The sequence below is a fragment of the Streptomyces sp. NPDC046870 genome (assembly GCF_040704595.1).
Lineage (GTDB): Bacteria > Actinomycetota > Actinomycetes > Streptomycetales > Streptomycetaceae > Streptomyces > Streptomyces argyrophylli.
The window spans coordinates 176,527-193,073 of the sequence record NZ_JBEYXM010000011.1; the positions used below are offsets into that span (position 1 = coordinate 176,527).

Consider the following 16,547-nt stretch of genomic DNA (forward strand, 5'->3'; position numbering starts at 1 on the left):
GCCGGCGGTGGGAACAGGAACGGTCCTGGTACGGGTCCTCGATCGGCAGCCGAGCATGGCGATATGTGTCCTCACTCAGGGTGTCCGCGCCCTGGTTCGACGTGAATCGGCGGTGAGAGTTCCTGGCTCCCGGGGGTTCTTCCCCGGTGACAGTGGCGGGACCGCGCCGGATTCGCACCGGCTTCCTCTCTTGCCGCCGTACATGGCCTGGGCAGTCCACCACGCGCCCGGAACGGCCGTCAACTTGCCTTTGACCTGGGACGCCGGACTGTGCTGAGGCCCACACCGCCGGTCCGCCGGACGGCGGCCGGGAGGCCGGTGCGACGACATGCGAAGGCCCCGCCGGCCCCGCTGAGGCGGTGGCCCGGCGGGGCCGTCAGGTTCCGGACCGTCAGGGCTTGACGACGATCAGGTAGATCCCGTACGCCACCGCCGCCGCGCAGGCCGCGAAGCACACGTAGGCGCCGGTGACGGCGAGGGCGGCGGACCCGCCCCGGGCCGCGGCCTTCTCACGGCGCGACAGGCCGTTGATGCCGAGGGTGAACAGGACCACCAGGCCCACCGTGGACGCGAGGCTGACGCCGAAGACGGAGCCGAGGGCCGCCCAGTCGATCTTCATGGGGATGCTTCCTTCAGTAACCGTGTGCGCGGGGTCAGACCGCGGCGGCCGGCGGGGCGGCCGGGGCGGGGGCGGGCTCGGTGGCCGGGGCGGGGATGGTGGCCGTCAGGTCCTCGGCGACCATGCCCACCGGGGGCGGGGTCACCGCGGCGATGGCGGTGGTGACCACACCGGCCGGTTCGGTCTCCTCGACCACGTTGGTGTGGTCGACGACCTCGCGGCGGGAGATCCTCCAGATCGCGGCGCTCGCGGCGACCAGGAAGACGGCGACGACGGCGGTGCCCCAGTCGCCCAGGTCGGTCACGGACTCGGCGCCCGCGCCGACCAGCGCGGCGGCGGGCAGGGTCAGCGCCCAGGCGACGAACATGCGGGTCGCGGTGGACCAGCGGACCACACCGCCCTTGCGGCCGAGACCCGCGCCCATCACCGAGCCGGAGACGACGTGCGTGGTGGAGAGGGAGAAGCCGAGGTGGGAGGAGGCCAGGATGGCGGTGGCGGCGCTGGTCTGGGCGGCGAAGCCCTGGCGCGGCTCCAGGTCGGTCAGGCCCTTGCCCATGGTGCGGATGATGCGCCAGCCGCCGATGTAGGTGCCGAGCGCGATGGCCATGCCCGCGGAGAGGATCACCCAGGTGGGAGGGTTGGAGCCGGGGGAGATGGAGCCGCCCGCGACGAGGGCGAGGGTGATGATGCCCATCGTCTTCTGGGCGTCGTTGGTGCCGTGCGCGAGGGAGACCAGGCCGGCGGAGGCGATCTGGCCGGCGCGGTAGCCCTTGCGGGTGGCCTCGCCGTCGGCGGTGCCGCCGACGCCGTAGGAGAACCGGGTGGCCAGCAGCGAGGCGAGGCCCGCGACGATCGGCGCGGCGACGGCCGGGAGCAGCACCTTCGTGACCAGTACGTCACCGTGGACGGCGCCGAAGCCGGCCGAGGCGACGGTGGCGCCGACCAGGCCGCCCATCAGGGCGTGCGAGGAACTGGAGGGCAGGCCCACCAGCCAGGTCAGCAGGTTCCAGAGGATCGCGCCGACCAGGGCGGCGAAGATGACCTCGGGACGGATGCCGGTCTCGTCGACGAGACCCTTGGAGATCGTGTTCGCGACCTCCACGGAGAGGAAGGCGCCCACGAGGTTGAGGACGGCGGACATGGCGACCGCGATCTTCGGCTTCAGGGCGCCTGTGGAGATGGTGGTGGCCATCGCGTTCGCGGTGTCGTGGAAACCGTTCGTGAAATCGAACGCGAGTGCGGTTACCACCACAATCGCGAGGATCAGCGAGAAGCTTTCCATTTACCCAGGCAATCGTTCGAGGTCATTGGCTGGATGAACGTAGGCAACCTGGGTGAACGGAAGATGAACTGAGGCGGGCGTGAGGGTGTCGGTAACGCGCGTACGAGGTTCCGCTTCGCGCCGTCGGGCCAAGCGCGCCTTGGCTAGTGGCCGCGCGCGAAGATCCGCAGCCTGCTCAGGGAGCCGTTGAAGAGATCCTGGTCACCCGGCAGCCTGCCCTTGACGGCGTGCTGCCAGAACGTCCAGTACCGCCAGCCGCCCGGCAGCGCGCCCGGCCGTGAGGTGCCGTGGCGCGCGATCCACAGGGCGTGCGAGGAGGAGAAGGCGCGGCTGTTCCCGGTGCACATCTTCCACCACTGGGTGGTGGTGTAGATCACCGGACGGCGGCCGGTCCGCTTCTTGACCTCGTCGCTGAACGACCGGATCCAGCGGACCATCCGGGCCTTGCCCACCCGGTAGCACTTGTGCTTCGCGTCGTAGGGGTTGTACTCGATGTCCAGCGCGGGCGGCAGCGTCCAGCCGTCCGCCCGCCAGCCGCCGCCGTGCCGCACGAAGTACGCGGCCTGCTCGGCGCCGGAGGACCGGTCCGGCCGGGCGAAGTGGTACGCGCCCCGGATCAGGCCGGCCGCGCGGGCGCCCGAGTACTGCCCGGAGAAGTAGGGGTTGCGGTAGCCCGTGGACTCGGTCGCCTTGACGTACACGAACCGCGCGCCCCTCGCCCGGGCGGCCGCCCAGTCGACCCCCCTCTGGTGGGACGACACGTCGTGGCCCCTGGGCGGGGACCCGGACAGGAACGGCAGCCCGGACAGCCCCGGCAGCCCCGACAGCGCGCCCGGGGCCGGGGGCGCGGCGGCCCGCGGGCCGCCGGGCGGCACCAGGGGCCCGGCGGAGGCGGTCGTGGCGGTCGCGAGGGCGAGGACCGCCGTGGCCGCCGCGAGGACACCGGTGCGGCGGCGGACAGGGGTGCGTTCACGGGCCATGTGTCTCCCCCGGGGTGGACGTCCAGTCGGCAAGAGGGATCATTGAAGGCCCGCTGATCACCGCGTCCGCGCCGGTTCATGGCGTTTCGGCGCGATGTCCGCCCGTTCGGCCGTATCGTTTCCGCGCGGCACCGGCCGCCCCGCCCGCTCCGCTCCGGTCGGGCTGACAGGATCACGGCATGGCTGAAACGCTGCGGAACACGGACGACGGGCACCAGAGCGGGCGGCAGGACGGCGGGCGACCGGACGTGCGGCAGGGGCGGGCGCGTGAGGACGAGGCGCGGCTCTGGGCGGAACTGGTCGCGACCGCACGCCGGACCGTCGCCGACGGACTGGTGGTCGGCACCTCCGGCAACGTCTCCGCCCGCGTCGGGGACCTCGTCCTGGTCACGCCGTCGGGAGTCCCCTACGACCGGCTCACCCCGGAGGACATCACCGGCGTCGACCTCACCGGGCACCAGGTGCTCGGCACGCTCACGCCGACCAGCGAGCTGCCCATGCACCTCGCCGTCTACCGCACCACCGACGCCCGCGCCGTCGTCCACACGCACGCCGTGCACGCCACCGCGGTGTCCACCCTGGTGCCCGAGCTGCCGCCGGTCCACTACATGGCCGCCGCTCTGGGCGGCCCCGTGCGCGTCGCCCCCTACGCCGCCTACGGCACCGGCGAACTGGCCGGGAACATGCTCCGCGCCCTCGCCGGCCGCTCCGGCTGCCTCCTGCAGAACCACGGCACGATCACCTACGGCGCCACCCTCGGCCAGGCCTACGACCGCACCGCCCAGCTGGAGTGGATGTGCCGGCTGTGGCTCACGGCGTCCTCCGTGCCGGGCCTGACCCCCTCCCTGCTGACGGAGGCACAACTGGCCGAAGCCGGGGAACGCTTGAAGGGGTACGGCCAACGGAGGTGACCCCTTGCTGTCCTCGACGCGTCACGACGGCGCCCAGCCACGACGTCCGCGCCAGGCGGTGCCCCACCCGCCCGCACCGCGACGGCCCCCGCCTCCGCTGGCCGGTGGCCGCGGCCCCGCCGACACTGGAGCCGTGCGCACCGTCAAAGCCACCGCCGCCGGGGTCACCGCGGTCCTGGCCGCCGCGATGGCGTCCGTCGCCGCCGGCCGGCTCGCCAGCGACGTCGCGCTGAAGGCCCCGGCGGGCCGCCCGCTGCCCACCGAGCCCCGCCTCACCGTGCACGGCACGGCCGCCGGCCAGATCACGCTCACCCGCGACCTGGCGGCCCTGCGCCCTGGCACCTACGGCCTCGCGGGCGACGGCTCCCACGCGGTCGTCGGCCCCGTCCTGGAGGGGGCCCAGCACACCGCCGACACGGTCGTACGGCGTCTGGAACGCGTCACCCACGGCACCTTCGCCCCCGGCGACGCGGCGTGGCTGACCCCCCACGTGTACGTCGGCGACCCCGGCGCCGCCCTCGGCCTGGACCACACCGACGTCGACGTGCCGGGCGAGCTGGGCGCCCTGCCCGCCTGGTACGTGCCCGGCGGACGGGACACCTGGGTGATCGCCGTGCACGGTCTCGGCACCACCCGCGAACACGCCATGAACGTGATGGGCTTCCTGCACGGCCGTCGGCTGCCCGTCCTCGCCCTCGCCTACCGCGGCGACCTCGGCGCCCCGCGCCCGCCGGACGGCCTGAACCACCTCGGCGACACCGAGTGGCGGGACGTCGACGCGGCGATCCGCCACGCCGTCCGCCACGGCGCCCGCCGGGTCGTCCTGCTCGGCTGGTCCACCGGCGCCACCATGGCCCTGCGCGCCGCCGAGCACTCCGCGGTCCGCGACCGCATCGCCGGCCTCGTCCTGGACTCCCCGGTGCTCAGCTGGGAGGCCACCCTGCGGGCCCTGGCCAGAGCCCGCCACACCCCGCGACCGCTGCTGCCGCTCGCGGTGCGGGCCGCGCAGGGCCGGGCCGGACTGCACGCCGACCGGGTCGCCGAGATCGCCGACCCCGGCCGGCTCCGGGTCCCCACCCTGATCATCCACGGACCCGACGACCGGGTCGCCCCCTGGGAGTTCTCCCGCGGGCTCGCCCGGCGCCGCTCCGACCTGGTCTCCCTGCACACCGTCGCGGACGCCCCGCACGCGGCGATGTGGAACGCGGACCCCGAGGAGTACGAGGAGCGGCTGCGGCGGTTCCTGACCCCGCTCATGTGACAGAAGGGACTGCTGTGACACCGCTGCCTCACCGGCCGGCGGGACGCCCGGGAACCCGTGCCTCCGGCACCGGCGCGAAACATTCCGTTTAAGGGCGTACGACTGGCGCGATCCTGCCTTTCCGGCCCCTGCGGACCCGGTGCGTTGGCCATCCCCGTCGCCCGCCGTGACATTCCGTTTGGGTTTTCGGACCGTCAACCGGAAGACTGCACCCGTGACGTCCCGTATCCCGCGCGACTCCAGGCTTCGACTCGTCCGACCGCGACCCCTGGCCGCCGCCCCCAGAGCTGTGAACCAGCGGCGCCCACGCCGCCCCGCACCCCGGCCGCCGGAGGGCACCCCCGCACCGGCCGAACTGGCCGGAATGGCCCGCGCCGGTCTGGCCGGCGCGGTCCGCCTCGCCCGCTGGGCCGACACCGCGCTCGGCCCCGGCCGCGCCGGTGCCACCGCCGACGGCAAGGCCACCCTCTCCGACGCCACCGCCGAACGCGCCGCCGCCGACCTCGGGCTGAGCGACGCTCAGGTCCGCGCCCACTGGGACACCGCCCGCCTCGCCGGACTCGTCGAGGTGCACGGCGACAGCGCGCGCCCCGGCTGGCGGCTGCGCGCCTGGGACCGCGACGACAGCGCCGTGCTGCGCGGCTGGGTCGCCCTCTTCGACGCCTGGTCGCTCGCCTGCCCCGAACCCGACGGACACGAGCCGGCCGCCGTCGCCGAGGTCGTCTCGGCCATGCCCCAGGTGCTCTCCTTCCTCCAGCTGTCCGCCGGGCCGGTCCCCGTCGAGCAGCTGCTCGACCTGCTCCAGCAGCGGGTCACCGAACTGCGCACCGAACGCTGCGAGGTCGCCTACGAACCCGGCACCGGACAGCCCGCCGGGGCCCCGGACCCGGCGGACCCCGCCCCCGCAGCCGACGCCCCGCTCGCCCCCCTGCTGGACTGGGCACTGCGCGCCCTGGCCTCCGTCGGCGCCCTCACCTACGGCGACGGCCAGGCCACGCTCACCCCGCTCGGCAACTGGGCGGTCTGGGTCAAGCTGGAGCAGATCTGCGTGGCCGCGCAGAGCCCCGCCGGCAACATCGAGCAGTCCGCCGAGGACATGCTGCGCGGCTGCGCCCAGCTCCGCCCCAACGCGGCCCGCGCCGAGTACCGCGCCTGGCTCGCCGCCCGCCCCGTCGGCAGCGCCGTCACCGAGCTGATCGCAGCCGCCCGGGGCGACGACGCCCTGCTGCGCGGCCTGGCCTTCGAGGCGCTGCGCGTCGTCGGCGCCCCCGCCGAGCCCGACGTACGGTCCGTCGTGGACGAGCCGGCCCTGCGGCCGTACGCCCTGCTGTGGCTGGCCGAGCACGACGGCGTCGACCCGGAGGACGCCCACGAGGTGCTCACCCGGGACGAGGCCACCTGGCTGTGGGTGGACACCGCCGCCGCCGTCGCCGACCACGGCGAGGCGCCGATGCTGGTCCGGCACCTGGAGTCCGCGGTGCAGCCCACCGTGCCCCAGCTGCTCGACGAGGTCCGCGCCGTCGGCCACCCGCGCACCGTGCAGGTCCTGGTCGCCCTCGCCGCCGCCCATCCCGACCCGGCCCTGGCCAAGGCCGTCCGCCGGGCCGCGTTCCAGGTGCACACCGGAGGCTGAGCGGGAGGCCGAGGCGCGGTGCGGCGGGGGAGCGGCTCAGACGCCGGTCTCGGGGGCGTACGTCCCGAAGCTCCAGATGTTGCCCTCGGCGTCCCTGGCCATGTAGTCCCGCGAGCCGTAGTCCTGGTCCGTCGGCGGCATCAGGATCTCCACGCCGTGCTCCACGGCCCGCCGGTGGTGGGCGTCCACGTCGTCCACCACGACGTACACCCCGGCGGGTCCCGCGTCCCTCATCGCCGTGTCGAAGAGGCCGCCGCGCCCCTTGGAGCCGATCATCACCACGCCGCCGCCCTGGACCAGCTCGGCGTGCACCACCTTGCCGTCCTGCGTCTCGTACACCGACAGCTCGGTGAAGCCCAGGGCCTCCGTGAGCTGCCGGATCGCCGCCCCGGCGTCCGCGTACAGCAGCGTGGGACAGACGCCCGGCCGCGTGCCGCCACCCGTGCCTGCCATGCCGATCACCCCTTCGTGCATCGGTTGCGCCCTGTGCCGCGAGTCTCGCAGCCGCCACTGACAACGCCCCCTCGCGACGGGTACGGCGCGCCGGGGCGCCGGCCGGGTCCGGCGGCGGGCGCCCCGGCGGGCGACCCCGCCCCGCCGAACGGGGGGACTTCCCGCCCCCGCCCGCCCGGCCACCGCGCCGGCCCGGCCCGCGGTGACTACGCTCGGCGGCTGATCCTGGGACGGTGGTACCCGAAGGGGGTGAGGTGGCACTTCCACCCGTGGGCCGCCTCGCCGTCGCCCTCCTCCTGGCCGTCGTCACCCTCGGCCTCCTCGGCGCGGCCCGGCAGCTGCGGCCGGTTCCCTACGGCGACCGGCTGCTGACCGCCGGGCCGGTCACCGGGGCCTGGGCGGCGCGGGTGCGGGACGGAGCCGTGGCCGGCCACGACAGCCGTACCGGAGCGCTCCGGTGGCGCTACGCGCGCGCGGGGCACCGGCCCGTCGACGTGGTGCACGCGCGCGGGGAGGCGATCGCGCTCTGGGACGACGGTCTGCTCACCGACACCGACGGCCGGTCCGTGCGCTGGCACCGGGCCCTGCCCGACGCGGCCGAGTGGCTCCCGGCCCAGGGCGGCACCGGCGTGCTGCGCCCCCTCGGCCGCGGCATCCTCGCCGTGGTCACCCCCCGCCGCGTCGCCGCGTACCGCACCGCCGACGGCGACCTGCGCTGGGTGCTGCCCGCCCGGGACGGCTGCGCCTTCCTCCCCGAGGGCGCCGTGCGCCGGGGCGCGGCCCTGCTCCTCGCCCAGCCCTGCGCGGACGCCGCGTGGACCGGCCAGCTCGTGGCCCTGGACGACCTGGGCCGGATCGCGCCCGGCCGCACCCCGCTGGGCAACGGATCCCCGGCGCCCGCGCCCCGGCGGACCGGACGCGGTAAACCGCTTGCACGACCCCGTTAGACTTTCCCCCATGGCCTTTCTCCTCGCGCATTAGACGGCGGGAACGTCCTCAGCCGCCCACCCGCCAACCCCTGTACGCCCTGGAGTCTGTCCGTGATCTCCGCCTCCGGTATCGAGCTGCGCGCCGGTGCGCGCGTCCTCATCGAGAACGCCACCTTCCGTGTCGCCAAGGGCGACCGCATCGGCCTCGTCGGCCGCAACGGCGCAGGCAAGACCACTCTCACCAAGTGCCTGGCCGGTGAGGGCATCCCCGCCGGCGGCACGATCACCCGCTCCGGCGAGGTCGGCTACCTCCCGCAGGACCCCCGCACCGGCGACCTGGACGTCCTCGCCCGCGACCGCATCCTGTCCGCGCGCGGACTCGACGTACTGATCCGCAAGATGCGCGAGAACGAGGAGCGCATCGCCAACGGCAAGGGGTCCACCCGCGAGAAGGCGCTGAAGCAGTACGAGCGCCAGGAGACGGAGTTCCTCACCAAGGGCGGGTACGCCGCCGAGGCCGAGGCCGCCACGATCGCCGCCGCCCTGAACCTGCCCGACCGGGTGCTCGGCCAGCCGCTGCACACGCTCTCCGGCGGTCAGCGCCGCCGTATCGAGCTGGCCCGCATCCTGTTCTCCGACGCGGACACCCTGCTCCTGGACGAGCCGACCAACCACCTCGACGCCGACTCGATCATCTGGCTGCGCGACTACCTGAAGACCTACCGCGGCGGCTTCATCGTGATCTCCCACGACGTCGACCTGGTCGAGACCGTCGTCAACAAGGTGTTCTACCTGGACGCGAACCGGTCCGTGATCGACATCTACAACATGGGCTGGAAGCTCTACCAGCAGCAGCGCGAGGCCGACGAGAAGCGCCGCAGGCGCGAGCGCGCCAACGCCGAGAAGAAGGCCGCTGCGCTCAACGCCCAGGCCGACAAGATGCGCGCCAAGGCCACCAAGACGGTCGCCGCGCAGAACATGGCCCGCCGTGCCGAGAAGCTGCTCTCCGGCCTCGAGGACGTCCGGATGTCCGACAAGGTCGCCAAGCTCCGCTTCCCGGAGCCCGCGCCCTGCGGCAAGACCCCGCTGATGGCCGAGGGCCTGTCGAAGTCGTACGGCTCGCTGGAGATCTTCACCGACGTCGACCTGGCCATCGACAAGGGGTCCCGGGTGGTCATCCTGGGCCTCAACGGCGCCGGCAAGACCACCCTGCTGCGGCTGCTCGCGGGCGTGGAGACTCCGGACACCGGCCGGGTCGTCCCCGGTCACGGGCTCAAGCTCGGCTACTACGCGCAGGAACACGAGACCCTGGACGCCGACCGCACGGTCCTGGAGAACATGCGCTCGGCCGCCCCCGACATGGACCTGGTCGAGGTCCGCAAGGTGCTCGGCTCCTTCCTGTTCTCCGGCGACGACGTCGACAAGCCGGCCGGTGTCCTCTCCGGCGGCGAGAAGACCCGGCTCGCCCTCGCCACGCTCGTCGTCTCCTCGGCGAACGTGCTGCTCCTGGACGAGCCGACCAACAACCTGGACCCGGCCAGCCGCGAGGAGATCCTCGGCGCCCTGCGCACCTACAAGGGCGCGGTCGTCCTCGTCACCCACGACGAGGGCGCCGTCGAGGCGCTCCAGCCGGAGCGGATCATCCTGCTGCCCGACGGCGTCGAGGACCTGTGGGGCTCCGACTACGCGGATCTCGTCGCCCTGGCCTGATCGAAGGACTGATCCACCGGCTCTGGATCATTCGGCCCATCGGTGATCCACCATCTGTGTGAGATCTCCTCGTACCGCGGTGTGTCGTACACGCATTTTCCGGCCGATCCCCCGGCTGTCGGGGGATCGGCCGCCGCGCGTTCCTGACCTGGCACTTCATGAATCCACCCGGACGGCCCTATGGGCCGCACCCCATGGAATCCCCTATTCCGCTTGTGGGGACCGGCTCCTGTCGTCACAACGATGTCTCACGGACCTTGCCGAATGGGTGGCCATCACGCCCAAGAGGGGTGATCATGAGGAGACCAGAGCGCACTTCCCATGAGGAGGCACGGGTGGCCGAGACTCTGAAGAAGGGCAGCCGGGTGACCGGCGCCGCGCGCGACAAGCTCGCGGCAGACCTGAAGAAGAAGTACGACTCCGGTGCGAGCATCCGGGCGCTGGCCGAGGAGACCGGCCGCTCGTATGGCTTCGTGCACCGGATGCTCAGCGAGTCGGGCGTCACGCTCCGTGGGCGTGGCGGAGCGACCCGGGGCAAGAAGGCCGCTTCGTCCTGACTCCGGGCGGCCCATCGGCTTCGATGGTGGCCACCCGGTCGGCAGACCGACCGGCCGGGTGGTTACTGTGCAGTCACTTAGCTTCGCTCTGCTGACCGCACCCATCGGAGGCGCCCCATGGCTTCGCCCGAGCAGGACCTCGCTCCCGCACTCGACAAGGACGGCGTACGGCTCACCGTCGACGACGCGCTCGCCACGGTGACGCTGACCAACCCGGCCAAGCGCAACGCGCAGAGCCCCGCCCTGTGGCGGGCGCTCGCCGAGGCCGGGCGGCTGCTGCCGGGCTCCGTCCGGGTCGTCGTGCTGCGTGGCGAGGGCAAGTCCTTCTCCGCCGGGCTGGACCGTCAGATGTTCACCCCGGAGGGGATCCCGGGCGAGCCGACCTTCATCGACCTCGCGCGCCGTGACGACGCCGGGATCGACGCGATCATCGCCGAGTACCAGGAGGCGTTCACCTGGTGGCGGCGGACCGACATCGTGTCCATCGCCGCCGTCCAGGGGCATGCCATCGGGGCCGGCTTCCAGCTCGCGCTCGGCTGCGACCTCCGCGTCGTCGCCGACGACGTGCAGTTCGCCATGCGCGAGACCAGCCTCGGCCTCGTCCCCGATCTGACCGGCACCCACCCGCTGGTCGGCCTCGTCGGATACGCCCGCGCGCTGGAGATCTGCGTGACCGGGCGGTTCGTCGGCGCCGAGGAAGCGGTGTCGAGCGGGCTGGCGAGTCTCGCCGTGCCCGCCGGGGAACTGGACGGGGCCGTGCGGGACCTTGCGGCGGCGATCATGGCCGCGCCCCGGGACGCGGTGGTGGAGACCAAGGCGCTGCTCCGCGGTGCCCTCGACCGGACGTACGAGGAGCAGCGCGCGGCCGAGCGGGCCGCCCAGGCACGACGGCTGCGGGACCTGGCCGGCCTCGGCGAATGAGCCGGCACCGGCTCCGGGCGCCCGGAGCCGGTCAGCCCACCGCGGTGACCAGCACGGCCACCGTCGGGCGGTCCGGCAGGGCCTCCCGTACGGCCGCGCGGACCTGACGGGCCACGTCCACGGCTCGGTGGTTCGCGCCGGTGGCCAGTTCCACGCGGACGTGGCGGCGCGGCAGGGCCGTTTCGTCGGCGTGCTCCTCGATGCGCACCGCCCGGCCCGGGCCGCCGAGGGACCCCGTCAGCCGGAGCACCCCGGGAACGGCCAGGGCCGCCTCCGCCACCGTGGTCGCGTCGGTGCCCACCGGCTCCTGGGCCGGCGGCGGTTGCGGGACGCCGGCCGCCGGGGCGGGCGGTGCGTCCGGCTCCAGCAGCTCCGTCGCCCGCAGGTCGATCTCCGTCACCGCGAGGCCGAGCCGTTCCGTCGCGGCCCCCGCCAGGACGAGCCGCAGCCGGGACGCCGCCGTCGGCAACGGCTCGGCGGCCGTCGCGGCGAAGTCCGCCGTCACCCGCAGCGGGCCCGGCGGCAGCGCGCTCGGCGGCGCCGGCACGACGGGCTCCGGCAGGTCCCGCGGATCGGCGAGCGCGATCCGCAGCGCGCCCAGGCGTACCCCCGGCGCCCCGTCCGCCGCCGCGCGCCACAGCACCGCCCGGGCCGCCTCCTCCGTGATCCACGCGCCGTCGCGCGGGCCGCCGAGCGGCAACAGCCTGCCCAGCCCCACCTGATGCCGCACCACCTGTGCCCACCGGTCCACCGTCATTCCACCAGCCTGCCGCATCCACGGCGCGCGACGGCGCAACCTTGCATACCGTGGTCGGAGGGAGACGACCGAGCGGGCGATGACCGAAAGGGACGTACGGCCATGACCGACACGACGATGACCCCTGAAGGCGGCCACGAACCGCAGGCGCCGGCCCGCAAGGCCACCCGGCGCGGCGGCGGCGACCCGGCGACCCGGGGCCGCACCACCATCGCCGACGGCGTCGTGGAGAAGATCGCCGGCCTCGCCGCCCGGGACGTGGTCGGCGTCCACGCCATGGGCAGCGGCCTCGCCCGCACCTTCGGCGCCGTACGGGACCGGGTGCCCGGTGGCGGCAAGTCGGTGACCCGGGGCGTCAAGGCCGAGGTCGGCGAGGTGCAGACCGCGCTCGACCTGGAGATCGTCGTGGACTACGGCGTCGCGATCGCCGACGTCGCCCGCGCGGTGCGGGAGAACGTGGTCGCCGCCGTGGAACGCATGACCGGACTGGAAGTGGTCGAGGTCAACATCGCGGTCAGCGACGTCAAGCTGCCCGAGGAGGAGGAAGAGGAAGAGGAGCTCCGGATCCAGTGACACCCGGCACCCGAGACCGTACGCCCGACCAGCTGAGGAGCGCCGCATGAGCATGGCCGTGGCCGGCATGATCGCCGGAATGGCGCTGGGGTTCGCCGGTTACTTCGGCGGCTTCGGCGCCTTCCTCCTGGTCGCCGCGCTGGGCGCCGTCGGCTTCCTCGCCGGCCGGCTCGCCGACGGCGACCTGGAACTCGGTGACGTCTTCCGCACCCGCGACGAGCGGCGGGACCGGCGGCGGTGACCCCGGTGAGCGCCGGCACCGGCACACCCGGCACCGGCACACCGCACGCCTCGCCGCCCTCCGTGCCGCCGGCCGAGCGCGGCGCCACCCGCATCGCCGACCGGGTCGTGGCCAAGATCGCCGCGCAGGCCGCACGCGAGGCCCTCGCACCGCTGCCCGGTGCCGCCGCCGCGCCGCACGCCACGGTCGTCGTGGCCCGGCAGACGGCCCGGGTCCGCGTGCGTGTGGAACTCGGCTACCCCGGTGACATCGGCGCCCGGTGCGCCGCCGTACGCAGTCATGTCACCTCGCGTGTCGGCGCCCTGACGGACCTGAAGGTGCCGGAGGTGGCCGTAGAGGTGGAACGACTGCATCCGACGACGGGTCAGGGGGCCGGCCGATGAGCACGACGGGACAGGGACCGGCCGCGGAGCACGACGCGTCAGGCGACGGACCGGTGAGCGGGACACCGGGCATCCCGGCCGTCGCCGAGCCGCCCGGTGCCGCACCGCCCGCCGGGAAGGGCAGCGGCCGGTTCTGGTCGCCGCGCCGCGCCCCCGCCGCACTCGTCGCCGCCCTGCTGGCGGCCAGTGCCGGACTCCTGCTGTACGACATCGCCGCCGTACGCGCCCACCGCCCCGCGATGCACTGGCGCCGCGCCCTCGCCCGGCAGCTCGCCGAACGCCCCCTGGACGACGTCTGGGTACGCGTCGGCGCGGGTGTCGCCGCCGCGCTCGGCCTGTGGCTCATCGTCCTCGCGGTCACCCCCGGCCTGCGCGACCTGCTGCCGATGCGGCGCCCGCACCCCGGTGTCCGGGCCGCGATCCGGCGCGGTGCGGCGGCACTGTTCCTGCGCGACCGGGTCATGCAGGTGTCCGGCGTGCGCGCGGTACGCGTGCGGATGGGCCGCCGGAGGGCCGACGTCCGGGTGGTCTCGCACTTCCGGGACCTGGACGACGTACGCGCCGACCTGGACACCGTGCTCGCCGAGGCGATCCGGGACCTCGCCCTGGCCCGCCCGCCCAGAGCGGCCGTGCGGGTGGCCCGGCCCGGACGGAAGGGGTGAGCGCGGTGCGCGGCGGCCTCCACCGCGTCCTGCTGGCCCTCGCCGGTCTGCTGCTGCTCGCGCTCGGCGGGGCGGTCCTCGCCGTCGGGCTGGGTGTGCGGCCTCCCTCCTGGTGGCCGCACACCGGCCCGCACGACGTCCTGCTCAGCAGGGCCGAACGCACCCACTACCGGGACGCGCCCTGGTGGTGGCCGGCGGTCATCGCCGCCCTGAGCGTCCTCGTCCTGCTCGCCCTGGCGTGGCTCACGGCGGCGCTGCGCCGCCGCCGGCCGGCCGGGCTGCTGGTCGACACCGGCGACGGCGGGGACGCGTACCTGCGGGGCACGGCGCTGCAGAGCGCCATGACAGCCGAAGCGGCGGCCCAGCCGGGCGTGGCCCGGGCGCGCGTCCTCCTGGGGGGCCGTCGCACGGCTCCGCTGGTGCGGGCCTGGCTCCGGCTGGAAGCGGACGCGGCCCCGGCCGTGGCCCTGACCACGTTCACCACCGGGACGCTGGCCCACGCGCGCGAGTCGGCGGGTCTGGCGGCACTTCCGGCGGAGGTCCGGCTGGGCGAGGTCGGACACCGCGCGGAGAGGGTGACGTGACGGCCGCGGTCCTAGAACCCGTGCCGCGTCCCGCCGTCCACCGGCACCATGACGCCCGTCACGTAGGAGGCCGCCGGGGACAGCAGGAACGCCGCCGTCCGTCCGAACTCCTCGGGCGTCCCGTACCTGCGCAACGGGATGCGGGACTCGTTCGCGGCCCGGGTGGCCTCCGGGTCCGCGGACAGCCCGTCCAGCTCCCGCATGCGATCGGTGGCGATGCGTCCCGGCAGCAGGCCCACCACCCGGATCCCGCGCGGCCCCAGCTCGTCGGCGATCGACTTGGCGAACCCGGCGAGTCCGGGCCGCAGCCCGTTGGACACGGTCAGCCCCGGGATCGGCTCGTACACCGAGCCCGACAGCACGAACCCGATGACACCGCCCTCCTCCAGTTCGGCCGCCGCCGCGCGGGCGACCCGTACCGCGCCGAGGAACACCGACTCGAACGCGGCGCGCCACTGCTCGTCGGTGTTGTCGGCGACGAACCCCGGCGGCGGCCCGCCCACGCTCACCAGCACGCCGTGGAAGCCGCCGAAGTTCTCCCGGGCGGCGGCGATCAGCCGCTCGGGAGCCTCAGGGTCGGCGTTGTCCACGGCAACGCCCACCGCGTTCGGGCCCAGTTCGGCGGCCGCCTCGGCCACCCGCTGCTCGTCCCGGCCGGTGACGACCACCTTCGCCCCGTCGGCGACGAGTTCCCGCGCGGTGGCGTTGCCCAGCCCGCGCGTCGCTCCGGTGACGACGTACACCCGGTCCTTCAGTCCAAGATCCATGGTCCTATCCTGCCCGAGCGTCCCCGTAGAGGATCAGCGCGGTGTTCACCAGGCCGACGTGACCGAACGCCACCGCGGGGCTGGGGCGGGGTTGCCGGGAGGCACCCCGCTCACACCCTGGCCGGTCGGCCGGGAGGCGCCGGCCGCTCGGGACCCCGGCCGATCGCCGGGAGGCCCCCGTTCACACCGTGGCCGGTTCGGGCTCCTCCGGCTGCCGCTGGGCCGCGGCCTCCTCCTGGTCGCGGATCTCCCGTCGGACCAGGAACCACCAGCCGACCGGCACGGCCGCCGCGAACAGCCACCACTGGATCATGTACGCGTAGTTCAGCGGCGCGTCCTCGCTGCCCGGGTCGGAGATCTGCTCCGGGGAGCCGCCCTTGGGCTCGGGCGCCGTCTGCTGGATGTAGCCGCCGAGCACCCGCGCGCCGAGCCGCCGGGCCTCCTCCGCGCTGTTGATCAGCATGATCTGCCGGTCGGGAAGGCCCTCGACGTTCTTGATGCCGCTCGCCGAGGTCGTCTCGTCGGCCATCAGCCGCCCGGAGACGGTGGTCCGGCCGGCCGGCGGGGCGGGGATCTTCGGGAACGCGGTCTGCGCGCCGTTCGCCGGGATCCAGCCGCGGTTGACGAGCAGCACCTTGCCGTCGTCGAGGACGAACGGGGTGAGGACGTGGAAGCCCACCTCGCCGTCGGCGTTCGTCCGGCGCCGGACCACGACCTCCTTCGCGGTCTCGAAGGTGCCGGTCGCGGTGACCGTGCGGTACTTGTCGGCGCGGGTCACGGCGTGGCCGGGGGAGGTCAGCCGCTCGACCGGGACCGGCTCGGCGTGCAGCGCGGCGGAGACCAGGTCGTTGCGGGCGGTGCGCTCCTCGTAGCGGTGCTGCTGCCAGAAGCCCAGCCTTATCATCGTCGGGATCAGCGCGATCGCGACGAGGGTGAGGATCACCCACTGGCGGGACAACAGGAAGCGGTAGCGGTGCACCCCACGACGGTACCTCCGAGCCGTGGGGCGCATTCAGTCGGGTACCGGGTCAGACCCGGTCGACGATCCCGGTCCTCCCCTCCTGGCGGGCGCAGTGCGCGCCGCAGTACCAGTGGCCCTCCACCTCCACGCCCTGGCCGATGATCTGCACCCGGCAGTGCTCGCAGATCGGGGCCATGCGGTGGATCGCACAGGAGAAGCAGTCGAAGACGTGCACCGCGCCCTGCGCGTGCACCTCGAAGGTCATGCCGTAGTCGTTGCCGCACACTTCACATGTCGCCATGCGCCACAGGGTGATCCGTCGCCGATCGCCCGGCGAGCGGGCGCCGGGTGAGTCGTTCGGCA

General features: G+C 74.4%; 20 protein-coding genes and 1 riboswitch. Of the genes, 12 read left to right on the top strand and 8 right to left on the bottom strand.

The genetic code is table 11. The features are described from left to right. Window positions 1-93: 93 nt before the first annotated feature. A riboswitch (cobalamin riboswitch) is annotated at window positions 94-236 on the bottom strand. A 155-nt stretch (window positions 237-391) separates the two neighbouring features. The 3 genes from AB0946_RS24120 to AB0946_RS24130 form a co-directional block, all read right to left on the bottom strand. Beyond that, the gene (locus AB0946_RS24120) at window positions 392-619 is read right to left on the bottom strand and encodes a hypothetical protein (protein WP_366762711.1); all 228 of its coding nucleotides are present in this window, start codon (window positions 617-619) and stop codon (window positions 392-394) included. A gap of 34 nt (window positions 620-653) precedes the next feature. Beyond that, entirely contained in the window at window positions 654-1,901 is a 1,248-nt protein-coding gene (locus AB0946_RS24125) for an inorganic phosphate transporter (protein ID WP_366762712.1), read from the bottom strand. Between the two features lie 143 nt (window positions 1,902-2,044). After that, window positions 2,045-2,881, bottom strand: a complete 837-nt coding sequence (locus AB0946_RS24130) for a lysozyme (RefSeq protein WP_366762713.1) — start codon at window positions 2,879-2,881, stop codon at window positions 2,045-2,047. Between the two features lie 179 nt (window positions 2,882-3,060). Between AB0946_RS24130 and AB0946_RS24135 the strand changes: the two genes are divergently transcribed. The 3 genes from AB0946_RS24135 (at window position 3,061) to AB0946_RS24145 (ending at window position 6,686) form a co-directional block, all read left to right on the top strand. After that, complete coding sequence (locus AB0946_RS24135) at window positions 3,061-3,792, top strand: class II aldolase/adducin family protein (RefSeq protein WP_366762714.1); 732 nt, start codon at window positions 3,061-3,063, stop codon at window positions 3,790-3,792. A 133-nt stretch (window positions 3,793-3,925) separates the two neighbouring features. Continuing rightward, a complete protein-coding gene (locus AB0946_RS24140) occupies window positions 3,926-5,053 on the top strand; it encodes an alpha/beta fold hydrolase (protein WP_366762715.1) in 1,128 nt (375 codons plus the stop codon). Between the two features lie 364 nt (window positions 5,054-5,417). Then, window positions 5,418-6,686 carry a hypothetical protein gene (locus AB0946_RS24145; RefSeq protein WP_366762716.1) on the top strand — a complete coding sequence of 423 codons (1,269 nt, stop codon included), beginning with the start codon at window positions 5,418-5,420 and terminating at the stop codon, window positions 6,684-6,686. A gap of 36 nt (window positions 6,687-6,722) precedes the next feature. On the opposite strand, the gene AB0946_RS24150 is transcribed toward AB0946_RS24145, so the two are convergent. Next, a complete protein-coding gene (locus tag AB0946_RS24150) occupies window positions 6,723-7,139 on the bottom strand; it encodes a VOC family protein (RefSeq protein ID WP_366762717.1) in 417 nt (138 codons plus the stop codon). 254 nt (window positions 7,140-7,393) lie between these two features. Here AB0946_RS24150 and AB0946_RS24155 point away from each other — a divergent pair, with 254 nt between their 5' ends. The 4 genes from AB0946_RS24155 (at window position 7,394) to AB0946_RS24170 (ending at window position 11,256) form a co-directional block, all read left to right on the top strand. Further along, on the top strand, window positions 7,394-8,086 hold the full coding sequence (locus AB0946_RS24155; RefSeq protein WP_366762718.1) for a hypothetical protein: 693 nt from the start codon (window positions 7,394-7,396) through the stop codon (window positions 8,084-8,086). 93 nt (window positions 8,087-8,179) lie between these two features. Continuing rightward, window positions 8,180-9,778, top strand: coding sequence for an ABC-F family ATP-binding cassette domain-containing protein (locus AB0946_RS24160; protein WP_103813044.1), 1,599 nt, complete (start codon window positions 8,180-8,182; stop codon window positions 9,776-9,778). A gap of 335 nt (window positions 9,779-10,113) precedes the next feature. Further along, the gene (locus AB0946_RS24165) at window positions 10,114-10,335 is read left to right on the top strand and encodes a helix-turn-helix domain-containing protein (RefSeq protein WP_004002281.1); all 222 of its coding nucleotides are present in this window, start codon (window positions 10,114-10,116) and stop codon (window positions 10,333-10,335) included. Window positions 10,336-10,452: 117 nt separating this feature from the next. Further along, window positions 10,453-11,256: an enoyl-CoA hydratase/isomerase family protein gene (locus AB0946_RS24170; protein WP_366762719.1), complete on the top strand. Its 804-nt coding sequence runs from the start codon at window positions 10,453-10,455 to the stop codon at window positions 11,254-11,256. Between the two features lie 31 nt (window positions 11,257-11,287). On the opposite strand, the gene AB0946_RS24175 is transcribed toward AB0946_RS24170, so the two are convergent. Continuing rightward, window positions 11,288-12,013 (bottom strand): nucleopolyhedrovirus P10 family protein, encoded by a 726-nt coding sequence (locus AB0946_RS24175; protein ID WP_366762720.1) that lies wholly within the window; start codon window positions 12,011-12,013, stop codon window positions 11,288-11,290. Window positions 12,014-12,115: 102 nt separating this feature from the next. Between AB0946_RS24175 and AB0946_RS24180 the strand changes: the two genes are divergently transcribed. The 5 genes from AB0946_RS24180 to amaP are packed head-to-tail and all read left to right on the top strand — an operon-like array spanning window position 12,116 to window position 14,456. Further along, complete coding sequence (locus tag AB0946_RS24180; protein WP_366762721.1) at window positions 12,116-12,586, top strand: Asp23/Gls24 family envelope stress response protein; 471 nt, start codon at window positions 12,116-12,118, stop codon at window positions 12,584-12,586. Window positions 12,587-12,632: 46 nt separating this feature from the next. Then, the gene (locus tag AB0946_RS24185) at window positions 12,633-12,827 is read left to right on the top strand and encodes a hypothetical protein (RefSeq protein ID WP_366762722.1); all 195 of its coding nucleotides are present in this window, start codon (window positions 12,633-12,635) and stop codon (window positions 12,825-12,827) included. 5 nt (window positions 12,828-12,832) lie between these two features. Further along, window positions 12,833-13,210, top strand: coding sequence for a hypothetical protein (locus AB0946_RS24190; RefSeq protein WP_366762724.1), 378 nt, complete (start codon window positions 12,833-12,835; stop codon window positions 13,208-13,210). Further along, complete coding sequence (locus AB0946_RS24195; protein WP_366762726.1) at window positions 13,207-13,872, top strand: DUF6286 domain-containing protein; 666 nt, start codon at window positions 13,207-13,209, stop codon at window positions 13,870-13,872. The genes AB0946_RS24190 and AB0946_RS24195 overlap by 4 nt, the downstream gene beginning before the upstream one ends. 5 nt (window positions 13,873-13,877) lie before the next feature. Beyond that, on the top strand, window positions 13,878-14,456 hold the full coding sequence (gene amaP / locus AB0946_RS24200; protein ID WP_366762728.1) for an alkaline shock response membrane anchor protein AmaP: 579 nt from the start codon (window positions 13,878-13,880) through the stop codon (window positions 14,454-14,456). Between the two features lie 11 nt (window positions 14,457-14,467). On the opposite strand, the gene AB0946_RS24205 is transcribed toward amaP, so the two are convergent. The 3 genes from AB0946_RS24205 to AB0946_RS24215 all read right to left on the bottom strand — a co-directional run bounded on the left by AB0946_RS24205 (window position 14,468) and on the right by AB0946_RS24215 (window position 16,485). Then, window positions 14,468-15,223 (bottom strand): SDR family oxidoreductase, encoded by a 756-nt coding sequence (locus AB0946_RS24205; RefSeq protein ID WP_366762729.1) that lies wholly within the window; start codon window positions 15,221-15,223, stop codon window positions 14,468-14,470. A gap of 181 nt (window positions 15,224-15,404) precedes the next feature. Continuing rightward, the gene (locus AB0946_RS24210; RefSeq protein ID WP_366762730.1) at window positions 15,405-16,235 is read right to left on the bottom strand and encodes an SURF1 family protein; all 831 of its coding nucleotides are present in this window, start codon (window positions 16,233-16,235) and stop codon (window positions 15,405-15,407) included. A 16-nt stretch (window positions 16,236-16,251) separates the two neighbouring features. Further along, entirely contained in the window at window positions 16,252-16,485 is a 234-nt protein-coding gene (locus tag AB0946_RS24215) for a hypothetical protein (RefSeq protein ID WP_059248576.1), read from the bottom strand. Between the last annotated feature and the right edge of the window lie 62 nt (window positions 16,486-16,547).